This window comes from Pseudomonas sp. PDM20, from assembly GCF_014852575.3.
Taxonomy (GTDB): Bacteria; Pseudomonadota; Gammaproteobacteria; order Pseudomonadales; family Pseudomonadaceae; genus Pseudomonas.
In genome coordinates this window covers 6,375,310-6,394,329 of record NZ_CM181224.1, presented here as the reverse complement: position 1 = coordinate 6,394,329, position 19,020 = coordinate 6,375,310, and the positions used below count along the sequence as shown (strand labels likewise).

The window sequence follows — 19,020 nt, the reverse complement described above, 5'->3', positions numbered from 1 at the left end:
GGGGCCTGGCTGGCAAGCCCGTCTATACCAGAGTCGAAGTCGGACACCGTTATGCGCGGCTCTCGATCTGCTGCGGCGGGAAATGGCAGGTGAAGCTGCTGCCCTTGCCCGGCACGCTGCTGATGTCCAGGGTGCCGCGGTGGCGCAGCAGCACGTGCTTGACGATGGCCAGGCCCAGGCCGGTGCCGCCGGTGCTGGCATTGCGGCTGGAGTCGACGCGATAGAAGCGCTCGGTCAGGCGTGGCAGGTGCTTGGGATCGATGCCGATACCGCTGTCCTGCACGGCGAGGTGCGCGCCTTGCTCGTCGGCCCACCAGCGAATGCGGATTTCGCCTTCCTCGGGGGTGTACTTCACGGCGTTGAACACCAGGTTGGAGAAGGCGCTGCGCAGTTCGGCCTCGCTGCCCTTGAGCTTGACCTTCGAATCCGCCTCCAGGCTGATGCGATGGCTGCGCGCGCCGGACAGCGCCTGGGCGTCGTTGCGGATCGACAGCAGCATCAGGTCCACCGCCACCGGCTTGTTGTCCGCCGGGTAGTCGGTGGCTTCCAGCTTGGCCAGCAGGAGCAGGTCGTTGAGCAGGTTCTGCATGCGCCCGGCCTGCTGCTGCATCTGCTGCAGCGCGCGCGTCCAGCGCGGGTTCACGTCCTCGACGTTATCCAGCAGCGTCTCCAGGTAGCCGGCGATCACCGTCAATGGCGTGCGCAGTTCGTGGGAGACGTTGGCGACGAAGTCCTTGCGCATCTGCTCCAGCTGATGGACGCGGGTCACGTCGCGCACCAGCATCAGGTGCTCGCCGGCACCATAGAGGGTGATGTGGAACTGCAGGCGCAGGTTGTCGTTGATCGGCGAGGAGAGCTCCAGCGGCTCGCGGTAGTCCTCGCCCTCGAAGTACTCCTTGAAGCGCGGATGGCGCACCAGGTTGGTCACCGGCTGGCCGCCGTCCTGAGGGCTCTTCAGGCCCAGCAGGCGTTCGGCGGACTGGTTCCACCACTCGAGGTTGCCGTCGCGGTCGAGCAGGATCATGCCGTCGCGCAGCGCCGCGGTGGACTCCTGCATGCGGTCGATCACTGCCTGCAGACGCCCGCGGGCGCGCTGGTTGCGCCGCTGCAGGTGGTAGATGCTGTCGAACACCTCGCCCCACAGGCCGTAGCCATCGGGCGGGGCTTCATCGGGCTGGTGGTTCTTCAGCCACTTGTGCAGGCGCAGCAGCTGCCAGGTCGACCAGCCGAGATAGCCCGCCAGCGCCACGGCGATGGCCCAGCCGTACTGGCCGGTGATCAGGCCGAGCAGCGCGCCGGCGGCTACGACTAGCAGCAGGTGGCGTATCAGCACGCCACTCCAGTTCTGGGTCACGAAATTCCGTTCCTTGTGCCCGCCAGATGAGAAGCCGGGTCAGCTTTTGGTCGAGAAACGATACCCGGTGCCGCGCACGGTCTGAACCAGATTTTCGTATACCTCGCCCAGGGCCTTGCGCAGACGGCGGATGTGCACGTCGACGGTGCGCTCCTCGACGTAGACGTTGCCGCCCCAGACCTGGTCCAGCAGTTGGCCACGGGTGTAGGCGCGCTCCTGGTGGGTCATGAAGAACTGCAGCAGGCGGTATTCGGTGGGGCCCATCTCGGCGGGCTTGCCGTCGATGGTCACGCGGTGGCTGATCGGGTCGAGCATCAGGCCACCGACTTCGATCGGCGTCTCGCTGTCGCCGGCACCAGTGCGGCGCAGCACGGCCTTCAGGCGGGCAACCAGTTCGCGCGGGGAGAAGGGCTTGGTGATGTAGTCATCCGCGCCGACTTCCAGACCCTGGATCTTGTTGTCCTCTTCGCCCTTGGCGGTGAGCATGATGATCGGGATGGCCGAGGTCAGCTCGTCGCGCTTGAGGCGGCGGGCCAGTTCGATGCCGGAGGTGCCCGGGAGCATCCAGTCGAGCAGGATCAGGTCCGGCTTGCGGTCGACGATCACCGCGTGAGCCGTCTGGGCGCTGTCGGCCTCCAGACATTCGTAGCCGGCCATCTCCAGGGCCACGGCGATCATTTCCCGGATCGGAGCTTCGTCATCGACGATGAGGATTGTCTTGCCAACCATGCTGAGGCCTCAGAATTTCTGTAATGCGCCGCATTAGATAACGGAAATATTTCATGAATGTGACACCGCGATGGTAGCTGAGCCTCGTGCCAGAGCGCTCGTCTATGCTCATGGGGTCGCCGCGCGCTTACCACGCGGCACAAGCGGAACCCACCGGCCCGGTCGGCGGTGTGCCCGGCAGAGAGCCTGCCGGAGTCTTGCGATGACGGTAGTGAGTGCGTTGTCGACGTCCCCTGGCCGGCCCTGCCTGCATTTCCGCCCGCCTTTGCGCCGGTACTCGCGCCGTTTCCACCTCACCAGAGGAGAAGTGTTTATGAAACTGCTATTCCCGGCCCTGGCACTGGGCCTGATGCTGCCGGCGATGTCCGCCCTGGCCGCGGCGCCCGGCATGGAGAAGAACGGCATGCTGGTCGATGCCAAGGGCATGACGCTCTACACCTTCGACAAGGACAGTGGCGGCAAGTCGATGTGCAATGGCGGCTGCGCGCAGAACTGGCCGCCCCTGATGGCCTCGGCCGACGCCAAGGCGATGGGCGACTGGACCATGATCAAGCGCGAAGACGGCACCGTGCAGTGGGCCTACAAGGGCAAGCCGCTGTACACCTTCGTGCAGGACAAGAAGGCCGGCGACATGGCCGGCGAGGGCAAGATGGGCGTCTGGCACATGGCCAAGCCCTGATGTGATCTGCATTTCCCTGTAGGAGCGGCCATGCCCGCGATCGCGCGCATGGTGCGCTCCTGCAGGGGCCCCGATCAGCGCAGGGCGAAGTCCAGCACGGTGCCGAGGAAGATCGCCAGCCCCGCCCAGTGGTTGTGCAGGAAGGCCTTGAAGCACTTCATCGGCTCGCGGTCGCGGGTCGAGTGGAACTGCCAGGCGAAGCAGCCCGCCGCCACGGCCAGACCCAGGTAGTAAGTCAGGTGCATCGCCAGCTTGTTGCCGGCCAGGATCAGCAGCAGGAGCATCAGGCCCTGCAGGCTCAGGTTGATCACCCGGTCGGCGTCGCCGAAGAGGATCGCCGTGGACTTCATGCCCATCTTCAGGTCGTCCTCGCGGTCGGTCATCGCGTAGTAGGTGTCGTACGCGACTGTCCACAGTACGTTGGCGAAGAACAGCAGCCAGGCCACCGCCGGCAGCGTGCCGCTGGCCGCGGTGAAGGCCATCGGGATACCCCAGGAGAACGCCGCGCCCAGCACCACCTGCGGGTAGTAGGTGTAGCGCTTCATGAAGGGGTAGAGCGCCGCTACCGCTGCGCCGCCGAAGGACAGCCAGATGGTCTGCTCATTGGTGCACAGCACCAGCAGGAAACTCAGCCCCAGCAGCGTGAAGAAGGCAATCCAGGCCTCGCGCACGGTGATCTTGCCGGTCGCCAGCGGGCGCGCCTTGGTGCGTTCGACGTGGCCGTCGAGCTTGCGGTCGGCGAAGTCGTTGATCACGCAGCCAGCCATGCGCATCAACACGGTGCCGAGGATGAAGATCACCAGGTTCTTCACGCTCGGCACGCCGCCGCTGGCCATCCACAGCGCCCACAGCGTCGGCCAGAGCAGCAGGTAGATGCCGATCGGCTTGTCCATGCGCGTCAGCTGGATGAAGTCCCAGGCGCGGGGATGCAGGCGGGCGAGGGGTTTGATCAGGGCGACGAACATGGCGGCCTCCGGAAAACGATCCGGGAATTATACGGGCTGTTGTTCCACGCGGTGCCACAGCGATGGCAGGAAAACCTCGGCGACCAGCACGCCCAGGCCGTCGCGGCTGAAGCAGGAGCGGCGGCCCCACAGGCGCTCGGCGCGCACCTCCACCGGCAGGCTCGCCGCCGGGTAGCGGCACACCTCGATGGGGCCGCGCTGGAAGGCGCGGTCGCTGAACAGCAACTCACCCAGGGAGCGCGTGCCGAGCAGGCGCAGGTCGAAGCCCGAGCCTTCCAGCGCCGAGCGCGCGGCGACGCTGCGGGCGAATACCCAGGGTGTGCCGTGGCCTTTCAGGTAGACCTCGCGCACCCAGCCCTGGCTGCCGTCCGGCACACCCAGCGCGGCGCACTCGTCGGTACGCAGGCGATGCCAGCCCTCGGCCAGCGGCTGCACGGCGAAGTTATCGGCGGAGAGAGCCGTCAGCCGGCGCGTCAGCGAGCCTTCGTCGAACAGCCAGTCCACGACCTGGGCGGCGGGAGCGGGGTGCAACTGGGCGGAAGTGAGCCAGCGGGGCGGATGGATCAGGGCGGCTTCGGGCACGGCTTGGACTGCGGTTGGCCAGGGACGCGGCAGCTTAACATGGCGCCTTTGCGCGGCCGATTGCGTTGTCCGCAAGAGTGCATTACGCCAGACCCCACCAAAGGTTTGGCCAGCCGCCCGGCGTTTTCCATGGGGCTTGCGCCGCAAGCCCATCGCCAGTACAAAGCCGGACATTGGATGCACCGACGTCCAAGCGACAAGAACATGAGGGTGATAGCTGATGAAGAAGTGGCAGTGCGTGGTTTGTGGCCTGATCTATGACGAGACCAAGGGCTGGCCGGAAGAGGGCATCGCCGCCGGTACCCGCTGGGAAGACGTGCCGGAAGACTGGCTGTGCCCCGATTGCGGCGTCGGTAAACTGGATTTCGAGATGATCGAGATCGGCTGATCCCGCCCGGATCGATTCCCGCGACGGCGGCCTTCGGGCCGCCGTCTGCGTTTGCGCACCCCGCAAGCCCGCGCCTGACGCGGTAGACTGGAGGCGCGCCGGGTTGACCCTGCTGACGGAGCCCGGCGTCGCGCCCGCCGTTGGCCGGTGCGCGCCGATACGTTAGCTTCACCGGGCAATCGCAGGAGGGCTTGGCTGATGCGCAAATGGCAATGCGTGGTCTGTGGCTTCATCTACGACGAGGCACTGGGCCTGCCGGACGAGGGCATCGCCCCCGGCACGCGCTGGGAGGACATCCCGGCGGACTGGGTGTGCCCGGATTGCGGCGTGGGCAAGATCGATTTCGAGATGATCGAAATCTCCTGAGCCCCTGCCCGAACGAATTTATGCGGCGGCCCCACGGCCGCCGTGCCGTCTTTACGAAATGGCGTGTTTTGAGGTGAGAGAGCAATGAGCGACAACGCACCGCTGGTGATCATCGGAACTGGCCTGGCCGGCTACAACCTCGCCCGCGAGTGGCGCAAGCTGGACAGCGAGACGCCGCTGCTGCTGATCACCGCCGACGACGGACGCTCCTACTCCAAGCCGATGCTCTCCACCGGCTTCTCCAAGGACAAGGACGCCGACGGCCTGGCCATGGCCGAGGCGGGCGCCATGGCCGACCAGCTCAAGGCGCGCATCCTCACCCATACCCGTGTCACCGGCATCGATCCGGGCCACCGGCGCATCTGGATCGGCGAGGAAGAGATCCACTACCGCGACCTCGTGCTGGCCTGGGGCGCCGAAACCATTCGCGTGCCGGTCGAGGGCGACGCCCAGGACCTGATCTTCCCGATCAACGACCTGGAAGACTACGCGCGCTTCCGCAGTGCCGCCGCCGGCAAGCGCCGCGTGCTGCTGCTGGGTGCCGGCCTGATCGGCTGCGAGTTCGCCAACGACCTCTCCAGCGGCGGCTACCAGCTCGACGTGGTGGCGCCCTGCGAGCAGGTCATGCCCGGCCTGCTCCATCCGGCCGCCGCCCAGGCGGTGCAGCAGGGGCTGGAAGGCCTCGGCGTGCGCTTCCACCTCGGCCCGGTGCTGAACAGCCTGGTGCGCGCTGGCGACGCCCTGGAAGCGCACCTCTCCGATGGCCAGGTGATCCCCTGCGACCTGGTCGTCTCCGCGGTCGGCCTGCGCCCGCGCATCGACCTGGCCGCCGCCGCCGGCCTGGATATCAATCGCGGCGTGATGGTGAACCGCGAACTGCGCACCTCCCACGCCAACATCTATGCCCTGGGCGACTGCGCCGAGGTCGACGGCCTCAACCTGCTCTATGTGATGCCGCTGATGTCCTGTGCCCGCGCGCTCGCGCAGACCCTGGCCGGCAAACCGACGCCGGTGGCCTACGGCGCCATGCCGGTGACCGTGAAGACGCCGGTGTGCCCGCTGGTGGTATCGCCGCCGCCGCGTGGCAGCGAGGGCGAATGGCGGGTGGAAGGCTCTGGCCCGGACCTCAAGGTGCTTTGCCGGGATACCGCCGGTCGATTGCTCGGCTATGCCCTGACCGGGGCCGCCGTGAGCGAAAAACTCTCCCTGAACAAGGAGTTGCCGGCACTACTGGCGTGACAGGCGTCGCCAATGGCGTTTTTGCCTTGGGAAAGTGCCCGCAAATTGTCAGACGATACTGGCGTACCAGCTTTCGGCGTGCCATTCTCCCCCCGTCTGCCGCAGCCTAGAGCCTGTACGGCAAGCCTGCGGTGCCTTGGGCGCTGTTGGGAAGACAGCACGGACACAACAACAACAAACCGTCAAAGAGGCATTTATGCGTAAACCAGAACTCGCCGCCGCGATCGCCGAGAAGGCCGACCTCACCAAAGAACAAGCCAACAAGGTGCTGAACGCGCTGCTGGATGAAATCACTGGCGCGCTCAACCGCAAGGACAGCGTTACCCTTGTCGGTTTCGGTACCTTCGTTCAGCGCCACCGTGGCGCCCGTACCGGCAAGAACCCGCAAACCGGCCAGCCGGTCAAGATCAAAGCCAGCAATACCGTTGCCTTCAAACCGGGCAAGGCGCTGAAAGATAGTATAAATAACTGAGACATCGTTTCAGTTTCTGTGGATAGATTCTGAAAAGCCCCGCTAGTCGGGGCTTTTTTACGTCTTTTGTAAAGTGGGGCGCGCGTTTCAAAAGCTTCGCGTCAAGAAATATCCAACGATCGCTGTGTTCGTTTCATTCTGGTGTTGCGTCGGTTAGACTGTTGCGAAAAATATCTATGTATGTACCGGCGTTTCAAACGAATGAGTTCAAACTACAGCATTACAGTACTGCAGTTCCAAAAACTGCAGGGCGTGAAGTTAAAAGTAGTTATTTACCGGGATCAAATTGATGTATTGGCTGGCGCTTATGCAGTGCAGCGCTTCCTCATCGGTAGAAAGCCAAACTCAATAAAGTCTGACCAAGAGTCCATATTGAATCTGTATCGGTTCTGCGAGCGAAACGATATAGACCTTCATCGTCGAATCAGGGAGCTATCCCCCATAACTATCGGCGAAATAGAAGCGTTTTCTATTTATTGCAGCTTCCGCCGAGATCGTGAAGGTAGAGTGGGAGCTGGGCTATTTCAGTCCCGAATGAGAGGCGCGAAGGCGTTTATTGGCTATTTATGGAAATTCTATCAAGGGCGAATTTCCGAGAAGTCAGAAAGTATTGTTGCCGCCATAGCTAGGGGCGAAGCAATGGAAAGCGCTTTTGAGTTTTACTTAAAAGCGCCCTATCAACCCAATAGAAACGATAAAGTCGGCTTGACTCCTGAGATGCAAGCTAGATTTTACGCCATAATTAATCCGTCGGAATATAATGAGCTAAATCCGTGGGTGCGCCCTGAAATTCGTTGGCGAAATTACATCCTTCTCATGGCCATGATGTTAGGGGGAAATAGAAAGGGTGAAACCCTCCTATTAAAGCTGAATCATCTCCAGCTAACTGGGCGGCGAAAGTACTTTGAGATAGAGAAGCCTAAAGGAGTTGTAATATACGCCCGCTCTGAGGTGCCATCGGTTAAAACTTTCGGCCGCCAAGTTGATCTGCATGATGACTTGGCAGCAATGTTCGAGTACTACATCACTGATATGCGAGTTCTGTTCGCAGGGTATCAGAGGTCTAGCTATGTCTTTCTATCCGCTCGTGACGGGCAGGAGTTGTCGCTTCTAACCCCCAATGCGATTTTGAATTCACTAATAGCGAAGAACCCAGAATTCAAGGGGGTTCTTACACCTCACCTGCTCAGAAATACCTTTCACGACTTATTGAATAACGCTTTAGAGAGACGCTATAAAGATTCATCTCCATTATCAAAGGCTCTCTTAAAATCCCCAATTCAAGAAGCCGCGGGTGGATGGAGTCAAGGAAGCACAATGCCTCAGCACTATTCTAAGGGCTCTATAAATTCTCGTGTTTCCGAGCTGCAGAGGGAAATACAACAGAGAGTATTGGGGCGCTAAGTATGGGGAGTGTAGATGTGAGTGCATTAGTTGAGTTGGAGTTCCCGCAGCTACAAGAGTTGCTGTATGAAGGTATTCAGACTGTAATTAGTAGGCAGGGGTTCAAGGTAGATATACTCTCTTCAGACGGATCGTTTGAGCCTCACATAATACTCCCTGATAATGTTGGGGAGTTCCAGTATTTGAATACGGAAAAGCTCCAGTCTTTGAGTGGGTCTTTAAAAGATATCTGTGTCGGATATCTTATATTTATTATTTCACGCTACCAGGCGGGGACTGTCAAGGACAGGTTCTTAATCCTCCAAAAGATAGCCATCGATGCTGCTGCTGGCGTGCCAGTTGCAGATTCTCTTCGCTCGCTTTCGGCTACTAGTGGCTTTCTGATTTCTGGAATAAAGGAGTTTTCTGAGTATCTAGTACTTCACGAGTATGACGAGGATTCGTATTGGATTTTCGAAGAGATTTGTAGTCTGAAAGACTATTCTGACAACTCTAATGGCTATCTAAATCTATTCATGATGGATGATGAAAGAGGCCCTTTTACAAAAGATGAAATGCTGACTCTCTCAAGTGAGGTGGAGAACTCTAATCACTCAGTTGAGTCTAGATTAGCATTGGCGTTATTTCTTGAGTTAGGACTTCGGCCTATTCAAGTCGCATTGTTGAAGCGAACAGACTTCATCTTTGATGAAAATGCTCAGCTCTACTACCTGAGAGTGCCGCGCGTTAAGAGCAGGCAACGAGATTGGCGAGGGCAGTTTAAGGTTCGTGTGTTAAGTGATAGAACGGCACAACTGCTAATAATGCATATTGAATCAACTGATATCAGTATGATTGATGGCGATGTTGATCAGTCTCTTCTCCCGATTTTCTTTAGCGGAAAAGAGATGAATCGTGAAAATTTTCACGTGTGCCGGGAGCTCTGGGCGCTTCGGAATCGAGAGTCGAAGAAATTTTATGTAGATGCCGGCAAGGTCGAATCCTCGTATCACAGAGGTGCCCACTATTTGTGGAGGCTAATATCTAGTCTCGAGAATTCAATTCCAATATCGTCGAGGACTGGTAAACAGTTTAAATTATTCCCATACAGGTTTCGTTACACCGTTGGGACTCAAGCGGTAATCTCAGGCTACGGCCCTGAAGAAGTTGCCGATATGCTTGATCATAGTTCGACGTACACCGTTAAACATTATTTCCGATTCTCTAGTGAGATGTGGGAAATTCTTGAAAAGGCTTCGAATAGCAGGATTGAGCATAAGCACTTCAGCGCGGCCTGGCTACGCCAGGATCTCGGTGAGGAGAATATGTTCACGCGACCAATATATGAGTCAAGAACTTTTACCGTGGTTGGAAAGTGCGCTCTGAAAGAAACCTGTTTCGATGAGCCTGCGGTCGCTTGCTATGGTTGTAATAAGTTTTGTCCTAACTCCGACAAGGCCGCTCACTTTGAGGCATTAAAAGGCCTTTTGGAACGCAGGGAAAGTGCTTCCCAGAGCACATCGGCAGCTATGCTTGTTGATGTAGAGAGGGCGATTGATGGCTGTAAAGCTGCAATAATTCTTTCTGATGCTAACGATGCTGATCGGGTTGTAATTAAGGAATTGATAAGTTGAAGTCGAAAGTTATCAATGCTGCCCATGAAGTTGCCCTGGTTAAGCTAGAAAAGCTGCTGCCTGATTCTAAGATGAAATTTGAGGAAATGAGTTTCTTCAAGGGATCATCTTGGGTTGACAATCGATGGAAATACTTGGGGGTTCATTCGATTCGATTTGCGTCCGATGAGCGATACTCACAAGAGCTTGAGAAGCTTAACAAGATTTTCTTAGTTGACTATCTTTGGCAGCGGAGGCAAAAGCGTAGGCCGTTGACTCCGGCGTGGGTTGACAAACTTGCGCAACCTCTTAGGTTGCTGGCTAGCATCGGAGTTTCGAGTCTTTATCAAATCAATCATGAAAGCTACGCGTCAGCATTAACCACCCTGGAAGGAAAAGGCGGAGCGGCAGGTGATTGCGGAAGATTAAATTCCCTAATTAGATTTCTCTTCAATAAGGGCTTGGTTAATTGTGAGTTTGACCTGTCCTCTCCAAAGGATTTTCTAAAAACCGATAGGTTTGGTTTGCCAGCTATATCCGATAAGCTGCCTTTGCCCGAGTTGGTTAGGTCCATCATAGAGCTTAAGGGGGCAATCGATGAAAGGTGGGATGGGAGTTCTCGGGCGAAAATCGATAAACTGGCGATATACACTCAGCCTTTTCAGTATGCGTTAGGGTTAAGAATTGGAGAGGTTCTAAGGCTGCCCGCTAATTGCCTGTTCACGAAAGACGGAGAGATGTTCTGCAGAGTTTGGACTGAGAAAGGGACACAGCCAATAGCGCGTTATGTTCCAACAGTTTGGCGCGAATTGCTGTTAGATGCTGTTGATAAAATAGACAGTATATCTGGCCCCTATAGGGCTTGTGCTAAGTTAATTGAGAGTAAGCGCTTGTTTGAAACTCTCGACTCTAGGTTCGAGCAACGTGTTAACTCAATTAAAGAGAGTATTAGGCATGCGAAAGGTTTGCTTGAGGTGTATTGCTGGCAGTATAAAAAATATGCAGCCAGGAGAATGCAACTCACACGTGCGTTGGCGGATGACGAACTAGTTGAGCTTAAGGACATAAGGGAGTACTTACCTTCAGCTCCAGTTTCTACCGACTCGGCCACTTTGCTTAGAGCCTATAACCTGCAAGGCCTGAATATAATAAGCAAGCCTCTGGGGATCCGGAAACATAAGCACTATGTCAGGGGCGCAGAATTAAAAAGAATGGCCTCAGAGATAGTTGAGTTTTTTGGAAGTGTCATATCTGAGAAAGATCTGCCAATGATTTTGTTTGGTCGAGCCTTCAGCTCTGCCAAAACTGACCGAAATTATTATTTGGGTCTCAAAAAAACAAAATCTTTGACGCGGCTTGAGTCCGCTGCATTTTTGAGTATTAAGAATTCTAGAACCGGGCAAAATTTTAGCTATTTCACTCGTTCAGATGCAGAGCGGATAATAGAGGAGGTACTCGGCGGGGGGTATTCCTATGAGTATGAAATTCCACTGCGCGACGCTGAGATTTTATTTCCAGAGTTCTTGCTGAGCGCAACAAGTGCAAGGATTAACGAAAGGCCCGAGTGCTCGATACTCACTGGCTTGGATATTTCTAGTGAGCCGAAGAGATTTTACAAGTTAGTAGATCCTGACTCTGCTTTAGATGTTCACACTAACGGTGTTGATGGATATTTGTTGGACTATAGAAGTCTTCGGGCAGCGATAGAAAGGTTTTTCTATCACCAGAATTCAATTGCAGTTCTTGATGATCCAGCTGATCCTGTGTGCTTTGGCGGTGTTATTATAAGCTCAAGCTCTTTTAGTATAGAGCAAAAGGTTTCGGAATACCTATTTGTCGCACCTGCATCCTCTGGTGGTGTATATATAGACGCCATCCCAACTATCCTTGGGTATAGCACCGTTTGGTACTCTCTGAGAAATTCAGATAACGGTGTTTCCGCTTTTACCCGGTATGGCGTAACTAGTGACTTGGCTTTGATTGAATCCTTTCAAACGCACAAGGGACGCCATTGGCAGACAAATTCGCTATTTCGCGCAGGCCTTGCAGCGAGTATTGTTAATAAGTGGATGGGGCGGAGTGACCTGCAAGGTGCGCATTATGATCACCGCACCGCTCGTGAACGTGCGGGTGCTGTCGGTGACCTGATGTTGCGCGAGCAAAAGAGATTTGTCGGACACCTGCCCGAAAAAATAAGATCTTGGTCAGATCGGAAAATGTCACTTGAAGACTGTCAGTCGCATTTGGGTGCATCTCTCCAGACGCTTCACCATTCACCTACTGGTTATTGCGCGCGAGATATAGATCTCAAGCCATGTGAGTTTCATCTAAAGTGCTTGACTGGAAATAATGGTAAAGGTTGTAGGGAGTTTATCTTCGACTTAGAGGATCCGGTGCAGCGAGCGAAAATTGCGGTCGTACGAGATCAGGCAGAGTCTGAGTTAGCAAGGCTGTTCGAGTATTTGAATAGCCCCAATGTACCTGTTGAATCAGTAGAAATGCATATAGAGCACCAGATGGTCGTGTTTAGGAATGCTAACGCGGTGCTTGAAAAATCTGAGTTGATTCTGACAGACGAGCAGGCTAGTCATCACAATGACTACCTCCCATTCAGAGCGGAGGGATCAAGACCAGATGACTGCATATTCCAGTGTGGAGATGTTGGGTAGTATGGCTACGAAAAAAAACCAATGGGACCATGCATTTTCAGTGCTAGACCGTTTCGAACGCCAAATCTTCCAGGCGTCAGATTTATCGTGGAGCTTTTTGGTTGAGCAGACTGGTATATCTAAGCCGACACTATGGAGGAACTCGGTGTTTAAGAGCGAGTTTCAGCGAGTTCGTGAATTGGTAAAAGGGTACGCGACTGGGAGTGAGAGCTTCGATATCGTTAACTCTGTTCACGGCTCAAGAGAACGCGCGAAGGATTTTCTTATCGTTCAATTGAAAGAGAAGATCAATAACCTAACTAGTGAGCTCAATCGTGAGCGGGAACGCTTGATCTACGCCTGTATGGTTGCGCGCCGTCGAAACATCGACCCTATGGAGTTTATGGATTTAGCCCCGCTGGGCGTTGAGGCTCGACCGGCAGTTACAGTTACCCCTATTAAGAAGGGGGCCAAGGATTCCCAACGGCCTTCGCTCAATAAGGCGCCGGAATCCGAGAAAGGTCGCGGCTAACCGGGGTGGCTCCGGCTGAAAAGCCACGGCGAGAAGGAAGCCGAAGCTTTCGAGCGATTTGTTGCAACCCAGGACAACATCCTGGAATGCTTTACGGTGTCTGGTGAGTGGGACTACATGCTGAGAATCGTGGCTGCCGACATTCGGGACTATGAGGCATTCTTGAGAGAACCTTACTTGCTGCACCCTGCTGTCGCGACAGCCAGTTCGCAATTCGCTCTTTCTCGGATTAAGTACTCCACCGCTGTGCCCGTGCAGTCGGCGTGCAGGCCGTTTAGGGGGCGTTCAGCAAGCTCAAGAACGTGGATAGCTTCTTGGGTGAGGGGTGAGGGGTGAGGGGTGAGGGGTGAGGCAGTTTGATAGACTATCCCTTGATGGAAGACTATGAAGGGGTGCTAGACTCCTTGCGAGGTCTAGCACCCCGGCCTTGCTCCACCACAGCCCTGACCAGTCAAGACTCGACCCTCAGCTGGCTCAGGGCTTTCATTTTGAGGGCATCGGGGTGGGTGGACTGGCGCCCGATGCCCGTGGCTCTCCTTATCATGTTCCGCATACGGCCTCCTCTCACAAGACTTCACTCTAGCGTTGCACCACCACAGCCCTGACCAATCAAGACTCGACCCTCAGCTGGTTCAAAGCTTTCATTTTGTGGGCATCGGAGTGGGGTGCTGGCACCCGATGCCCCAGACTCTCCTAAGCATTTGCCTTGGCCCTCCTGATGCGTTTTGGCTTAGTAGGTAGTGCCGGCGGCGGCGGAGGCGGTGCGGCCGCGCTCAATGCTTGCTTGGCAGCTTCAGCCGCAGCGGCCGCCTTTTTTGCTTCCTCTTCTGCTACCCAATGAGCGTGGAGTGCCTCGATATCGCTAAAGGCGCCAATCTCTGGCAGCCGGTCGATGAAGCGGCCATACAGGCCGTCCTGAACCTTGTTGTTACGGCGCATCCATTCAACGGCAGCGTTGGGATTGGTGAGCATCACGTAGTGGAATTCGCCTGATGGCCCTGGCTTGGTAATGATGAAACTCAGCTCACGAAGCTTCTTCATCCGACGCCGCCAGGTGTCCACCGCCCGCTCGCCGAGGAACCCCGCTTCAGCAGCAAAAGTGCTTGGGCTCTCGATCGTGATAACCGGATGATCGGGCATACGCGCCCACAGGCAAAACAACACGTGGCCGGCAGGCTGTCCCTTCGACTGGGCGTCGATGATCTGCATTGCAATTGGCAGCGTCCGAGGAACCGTGCTAAAGCCGTCGTGAGTCTTACGCGTCCATTTCCAGGCTTCGGGGATCTCGGGGAAGTGAACGAGCATCAATTGCTGAGCGCGTTCCGACATCGTTAAGCGGCGCTTTGCTGACTGTTTTGCATTGGCCATTTGCAGCCCTTATCCGATTTCTGTTGAGCCCAGTTTCGTGGCATCTGCTGACTAAGACAAACCGTCATTACACGCCCATATCACGTGCTTTCATGCACGTGAATGAACGATTCAGATCACTCAAATGCCTGATATGAGGCTAGTTCAGATAATCGAATTGCGCGATATCGCGCAAAAAATGTTTATAACTTGCTGAATTTAAAGCATTTATTCTTGTTTTTTGGTGCTCATTCGTCCTCATCGTCCTCGCCGTCCTCAATGTCCTCGTCGTGCTGCAGGGTGTAGGGTTTGGGAAGAGGGGCGTGTATAGGTGGGGCAGCTTCGATTTCTTGCGTCAGCAGCCCCACCACCGGATTCTCGAAATCAGGGGTCTCACGATGTGCTACCGCCGAGGATGATGGTTTCGGGCTGCGCTGCCTTCGGACGGACCAGCGGCTCTCTCTCGGCAGCTGCTCACGTTAAGCCAGCCGGGCGCATGCAATACGCTGTATGCAGTAAGCCGTATCGGTCTGTGTCTATCGACGGATCCGTCACGCCTGTACTGTCTGATTCCCTTTATCTACCAGCGAGCAACGAGTCCCATGGCACTGATTTCTGATCGCGTACTGTTAGCTCGCAACGGCGCCAACGACACGGTCATCTGCCGAATGGCTTCAGGCTGGGCTGTCATGGGGGATGTGCAATTCCTACCAGGTTATTGCCTGCTGCTCCCTGACCCTGTCGTCCCGAGCTTGAACGATTTGGATACTGACGCTCGGATAGCCTACTTACTCGACGCGATGGGCCTTTAGCTTCGATTTCCTGCAATTGCTTGCTCGCGATGCTGTAGTACCTGCGCCTCGCGGGCGCTACTGTCTCGGGCAAGCTCTTCCGCAATAGCACGTAAATCTCCAAGCTGGATGGTTAAGTCCAGTTGCAGGCGATCAATTTCCTCACGCTCGAGCTTGCCGATCGAGACTGGATTTCCCTTTAGCTCGGCCGCGGTGTGAAAGTGCTCTTCCGCTGCGGCGACGCGCTCTGCAACGGCATTCCTCGTCGCGCTTTGACGGCTGCCACCGTGGTTTCCGGTGAAAACCGCAATTGACCGATCGAGTACACCAATTGTGCGTGCAAGGAACTGAACTCGGCTGAATTCGAAGGCGAAGGACGAGACAAGTGCCGCCACCTCTCGCCTTCCTGAGCGAAGCTGATCCGCGAGTAGTGCCTCCTGTGCAGCGGAAGCAGAGCTCGCAGACTTGAAGGCCGCGAGCGTTGCAAGGCCGGTAGCGACCATAGCTCCACATGCAACGACTAAGTTAAGCCACTCTGCGTTTGTCATCCCACGTTCCTCTGATGGTCGATCCATGGCGTAGGCCGAGAAGCGACACGGCTTTGGCATGGATGAAATCCTAGGTCGGGTCACCAGGCGTGCAAGGGGCGAACTGGAAAGTCGACAGGCCTGAAGGCGTGGAGGGGCGGTTCGCACGGCTTTTGGTCGGTCAACGAAGCGGCAACAAACAAAAGCGGAATAGGCAGGTGTTGCGACGTCTCAATGCCTGATTCGAACCGAAGTGAGGTCACTCCGAAAAGATCTGCGAAATTCCGCTTCTGGCCGGTTGCTGCCCCAGGGGGAGGCCGCTACCGACCCATAGCGGACGCTCAGCGAGTGATTTCCGGATATCGACGTGGATCGTTGGGCGAGTTGCTCGGCGTACCGAGTTCCAGTCGCCAATAGCCCACGTCGTGCCACTGGCCCAGCTTGAAGCCGACCTGAGGGAAAGTGCCGATGTGCTGGAAGCCCAGCCGCTCATGCAAGCCGACGCTTCCAGCGTTGGGCAGAGCTACGCCGGCGTAAGCTGCGTTGAATCCCTGCCTGGCGAGGATAGGGAGCAGCTTGGCATAGAGGCTGCGGCCAACTCCGGAGCGACGCTCGCCGTCCGCTATGTAGACGGTGACATCCACCGCCCATCGGTACGCCGCACGCGCCCGGTGCTGACTGGCGTAGGCGTAGCCAACCAGGCGGCCATCGCGTTCCGCGACAAGGTACGGGTAGGTCTGAAGGGTCGTGACGATGCGCTCGCACATCTCCTCCACGGTCGGCGGTACCTCCTCGAAGGAGATTGCCGTGCCGCTCACGATTGGGGCGTAGATGGCCTGGACCGCCGCAGCGTCTTCGGGGCGGGCTTCTCTGATTTCGATTGTCATGGCGGCCTCAGATCGAACGTTGGTTCACGCGGGCGGAAAGCTGCTCGGCACTCTCCTTGCGCTCCGAATAGCGATCCACCAGGAATTCCTGACGATCGCGCAGCAGCAGGGTGAACTTCACCAGTTCCTCCATCACGTCCACCACACGGTCGTAGTACGCCGAAGGCTTCATGCGTCCCGCGTCGTCGAACTCCAGGTAGGCCTTGGGCACCGAGGATTGGTTGGGGATGGTGAACATGCGCATCCAGCGGCCGAGCACGCGCAGCTGGTTGACCACGTTGAACGACTGCGAGCCGCCGCAGACCTGCATCACAGCGAGCGTCTTGCCCTGGGTGGGGCGCACGGCGCCGAGCGCGAGGGGAATCCAGTCGATCTGCGCCTTGAACACGGCCGATAGGGCTCCGTGTCGTTCCGGAGAGCACCACACCTGGCCTTCCGACCACTGCACCAGATCGCGCAGTTCCTGCACCTTGGGATGCTCCACCGGTACGTCGTCAGGTAGCGGCAGACCGGAGGGATTGAAGATGCGCGTCTCGGCGCCGAAGTGCTCCAGCAGGCGCGCGGCTTCCTCCACCAGCAGGCGGCTGAAGGAGCGTTCGCGGGTCGATCCATAGAGCAGCAGGATGCGTGGCTTGTGTTCACTGGTGCGGGTTGCCGCTGGCGGCAGGTCGAACAGCGAAAGGTCGAGGTTGGGCAGTTGTTCGGACATGGTTCCTCCTGCTCAGAGAGCGCCGATGCGATCCAGCTCGCGCTTGAGCTCGTCGCGGCCGAGGGTGGCGAAAGGAAGGGCGAAGAAGTCCCGGCAGCGCAGTTCAATGCGGGCCAGCGTGGCGCGGAAGGCGGCGTCGATGGCGAGCTCATCACCCACCACATCGGATGGGTCTTCCAGCCCCCAGTGGGACTTCAGCGCCGGCCCGAAGTACACCGGGCAGGCTTCGCCGGCGGCCTTGTCGCAGACGGTGATGACGATGTCCGGCGGGTTGCCTTCGAACGCGTCGTTACCCTTGCTGCTCAGGCCTGCGGTTGAAATACCGGCCTGCTGCAGGGTGGTGAGGCTGCGCGGCAGCACCTGGCCCTTGGGGAAGCTGCCGGAGCTGACCGCCTCGAGGCCTTCCGGCGCCAGGTGGTTGAACAGCGCTTCGGAGAGGATGCTGCGGCAGCTGTTGGCCGTGCACATGAACAGGACTCGCATGGAGGTCTCCTCCGCTTGACGCGGACTTCAGAGGCTCAGGCGCAGCGCCAGGGCCGAAAGAGTGATCAGCAGGACGGGCAGGGTCAGCAGGATGCCGACCTTGAAGTAGTAGCCCCAGGTGATGCGCATGCCCTTGCGCTCCAGCACATGCAGCCAGAGCAGCGTGGCGAGGCTGCCGATGGGGGTGATCTTCGGGCCGAGGTCGCAGCCGATGACGTTGGCGTAGATCATCGCCTCGCGCACCAGGCCTTCCGCGCTGCTGCCCTGAATCGACAGCGCGCCGACCAGCACGCTGGGCATGTTGTTCATCACCGAGGACAGCAGCGCCGAGAGCAGGCCAGTACCGATGGCGGCGCTCCACAAACCCTGTTCGGCAAGGCGGTCGAGCAGGTGGGTAAGGAAGTCCGTGAGGCCGGCATTCTTCAGGCCGTACACCACCAGGTACATGCCGAGGGAGAAGATCACCACCTGCCAGGGCGCTTCGCGCAGCACGCGGCGGGTGGAGATGCGGTGCCCGCGAGCGGCGACGGCAAACAGAATGGCCGCACAGGCAGCGGCCACCGCGCTGACCGGAATGCCCAGCGGTTCCAGGGCGAACAGGCCGACCAGCAGCACCAGCAACGTCCACCAGCCGACGATGAAGGTAGCGCGGTCGTGGATCGCCGCCTTCGGCTCCTTCAGCGCATCGAGCGCGTATTGCCTCGGGATGTCGCGACGGAAGAACAGGAACAGCACCAACAGGGTGGCGGCGACACTGGCGAGGTTCACCGGCACCATTACCGAGGCGTACTCGGCAAAGCCCAGGCCGAAGTAATCAGCCGAGACGATGTTCACCAGGTTGGAGACCACCAGCGGCAGGCTCGCTGTGTCGGCGATGAAGCCTGCAGCCATGACGAAGGCCAAGGTTGCGGCCGGCGAGAAGCGCAGGGCGAGCAGCATCGACATGACGATGGGCGTGAGGATCAGTGCCGCACCATCGTTGGCGAATAGTGCCGAGACAGCAGCGCCGAGCAGTATGCAGAAGGCAAACAGCCGGTAGCCGCTGCCATTCGCCCAGCGCGCGACGTGCAACGCGGCCCACTCGAAGAACCCGGCCTCATCCAGCAGCAGGCTGATGATGATGACAGCGATGAAGGTGGCGGTGGCGTTCCAGACAATCGCCCACACGGTCGGGATGTCGTGCAGCGAAACCGCGCCGGCGGCCAGGGCGATGATCGCTCCCAGCGCGGCACTCCAGCCGACACCGAGGCCCTTGGGTTGCCAGATGACCAGAACGAGGGTGAAGACGAAGACAGCAACGGCGACCAGCATGGGGGACTCGCTCGA

At 57.7% G+C, this 19,020-nt stretch carries 20 protein-coding genes and 1 pseudogene; 11 read left to right on the top strand and 10 right to left on the bottom strand.

What is annotated here, in order from left to right:
- Positions 1–49: 49 nt before the first annotated feature.
- Together phoR and phoB are read right to left on the bottom strand one after the other, a co-directional pair.
- Positions 50–1,354, bottom strand: coding sequence for a phosphate regulon sensor histidine kinase PhoR (phoR, locus tag IB261_RS29420; protein WP_081515138.1), 1,305 nt, complete (start codon positions 1,352–1,354; stop codon positions 50–52).
- A 39-nt stretch (positions 1,355–1,393) separates the two neighbouring features.
- A complete protein-coding gene (gene phoB, locus IB261_RS29415) occupies positions 1,394–2,083 on the bottom strand; it encodes a phosphate regulon transcriptional regulator PhoB (protein ID WP_054910046.1) in 690 nt (229 codons plus the stop codon).
- A 313-nt stretch (positions 2,084–2,396) separates the two neighbouring features.
- Here phoB and IB261_RS29410 point away from each other — a divergent pair, with 313 nt between their 5' ends.
- Positions 2,397–2,762 carry a COG4315 family predicted lipoprotein gene (locus IB261_RS29410; RefSeq protein WP_192225067.1) on the top strand — a complete coding sequence of 122 codons (366 nt, stop codon included), beginning with the start codon at positions 2,397–2,399 and terminating at the stop codon, positions 2,760–2,762.
- Between the two features lie 74 nt (positions 2,763–2,836).
- Here the strand turns inward: IB261_RS29410 and ubiA are convergent, their stop codons facing one another.
- Together ubiA and IB261_RS29400 are read right to left on the bottom strand one after the other, a co-directional pair.
- Entirely contained in the window at positions 2,837–3,727 is an 891-nt protein-coding gene (ubiA, locus tag IB261_RS29405; protein WP_081515140.1) for a 4-hydroxybenzoate octaprenyltransferase, read from the bottom strand.
- A gap of 27 nt (positions 3,728–3,754) precedes the next feature.
- Entirely contained in the window at positions 3,755–4,294 is a 540-nt protein-coding gene (locus IB261_RS29400) for a chorismate lyase (protein ID WP_192383924.1), read from the bottom strand.
- Positions 4,295–4,529: 235 nt separating this feature from the next.
- Between IB261_RS29400 and IB261_RS29395 the strand changes: the two genes are divergently transcribed.
- The 9 genes from IB261_RS29395 to IB261_RS29355 all read left to right on the top strand — a co-directional run bounded on the left by IB261_RS29395 (position 4,530) and on the right by IB261_RS29355 (position 13,286).
- The gene (locus IB261_RS29395) at positions 4,530–4,697 is read left to right on the top strand and encodes a rubredoxin (RefSeq protein WP_015479573.1); all 168 of its coding nucleotides are present in this window, start codon (positions 4,530–4,532) and stop codon (positions 4,695–4,697) included.
- Positions 4,698–4,895: 198 nt separating this feature from the next.
- A complete protein-coding gene (locus IB261_RS29390; protein ID WP_017520693.1) occupies positions 4,896–5,063 on the top strand; it encodes a rubredoxin in 168 nt (55 codons plus the stop codon).
- Between the two features lie 84 nt (positions 5,064–5,147).
- A complete protein-coding gene (locus IB261_RS29385) occupies positions 5,148–6,302 on the top strand; it encodes an NAD(P)/FAD-dependent oxidoreductase (protein ID WP_081515142.1) in 1,155 nt (384 codons plus the stop codon).
- Between the two features lie 196 nt (positions 6,303–6,498).
- A complete protein-coding gene (locus IB261_RS29380) occupies positions 6,499–6,774 on the top strand; it encodes an HU family DNA-binding protein (RefSeq protein ID WP_192383922.1) in 276 nt (91 codons plus the stop codon).
- Between the two features lie 201 nt (positions 6,775–6,975).
- Positions 6,976–8,178, top strand: a complete 1,203-nt coding sequence (locus IB261_RS29375; RefSeq protein WP_192383921.1) for an integrase — start codon at positions 6,976–6,978, stop codon at positions 8,176–8,178.
- A gap of 17 nt (positions 8,179–8,195) precedes the next feature.
- Positions 8,196–9,791, top strand: coding sequence for a site-specific integrase (locus tag IB261_RS29370; protein ID WP_192383920.1), 1,596 nt, complete (start codon positions 8,196–8,198; stop codon positions 9,789–9,791).
- Positions 9,788–12,439 (top strand): hypothetical protein, encoded by a 2,652-nt coding sequence (locus tag IB261_RS29365; RefSeq protein WP_192383919.1) that lies wholly within the window; start codon positions 9,788–9,790, stop codon positions 12,437–12,439. The genes IB261_RS29370 and IB261_RS29365 overlap by 4 nt, the downstream gene beginning before the upstream one ends.
- A complete protein-coding gene (locus IB261_RS29360) occupies positions 12,405–12,950 on the top strand; it encodes a hypothetical protein (protein WP_192383918.1) in 546 nt (181 codons plus the stop codon). The genes IB261_RS29365 and IB261_RS29360 overlap by 35 nt, the downstream gene beginning before the upstream one ends.
- Before the next feature lie 15 nt (positions 12,951–12,965).
- On the top strand, positions 12,966–13,286 hold the full coding sequence (locus tag IB261_RS29355) for an Lrp/AsnC ligand binding domain-containing protein (protein ID WP_192383923.1): 321 nt from the start codon (positions 12,966–12,968) through the stop codon (positions 13,284–13,286).
- A gap of 357 nt (positions 13,287–13,643) precedes the next feature.
- On the opposite strand, the gene IB261_RS29350 is transcribed toward IB261_RS29355, so the two are convergent.
- A complete protein-coding gene (locus tag IB261_RS29350; RefSeq protein ID WP_225606228.1) occupies positions 13,644–14,318 on the bottom strand; it encodes a hypothetical protein in 675 nt (224 codons plus the stop codon).
- A 581-nt stretch (positions 14,319–14,899) separates the two neighbouring features.
- Between IB261_RS29350 and IB261_RS29345 the strand changes: the two are divergent.
- Positions 14,900–15,094, top strand: a pseudogene (locus IB261_RS29345) (HIT family protein); the annotation flags it as partial.
- A gap of 11 nt (positions 15,095–15,105) precedes the next feature.
- Here IB261_RS29345 and IB261_RS29340 read toward each other — a convergent pair.
- From IB261_RS29340 to IB261_RS29320, 5 genes are all read right to left on the bottom strand, one after another.
- Complete coding sequence (locus IB261_RS29340; RefSeq protein WP_427871335.1) at positions 15,106–15,636, bottom strand: hypothetical protein; 531 nt, start codon at positions 15,634–15,636, stop codon at positions 15,106–15,108.
- A 320-nt stretch (positions 15,637–15,956) separates the two neighbouring features.
- Positions 15,957–16,502 carry an arsinothricin resistance N-acetyltransferase ArsN1 family B gene (locus IB261_RS29335; RefSeq protein ID WP_192383916.1) on the bottom strand — a complete coding sequence of 182 codons (546 nt, stop codon included), beginning with the start codon at positions 16,500–16,502 and terminating at the stop codon, positions 15,957–15,959.
- Between the two features lie 7 nt (positions 16,503–16,509).
- Positions 16,510–17,211, bottom strand: coding sequence for an arsenical resistance protein ArsH (arsH, locus tag IB261_RS29330; protein WP_192383915.1), 702 nt, complete (start codon positions 17,209–17,211; stop codon positions 16,510–16,512).
- Positions 17,212–17,223: 12 nt separating this feature from the next.
- Positions 17,224–17,694, bottom strand: coding sequence for an arsenate reductase ArsC (locus IB261_RS29325; RefSeq protein WP_192383914.1), 471 nt, complete (start codon positions 17,692–17,694; stop codon positions 17,224–17,226).
- 27 nt (positions 17,695–17,721) lie between these two features.
- Positions 17,722–19,005, bottom strand: a complete 1,284-nt coding sequence (locus IB261_RS29320) for an arsenic transporter (RefSeq protein WP_192383913.1) — start codon at positions 19,003–19,005, stop codon at positions 17,722–17,724.
- Positions 19,006–19,020: the final 15 nt, after the last annotated feature.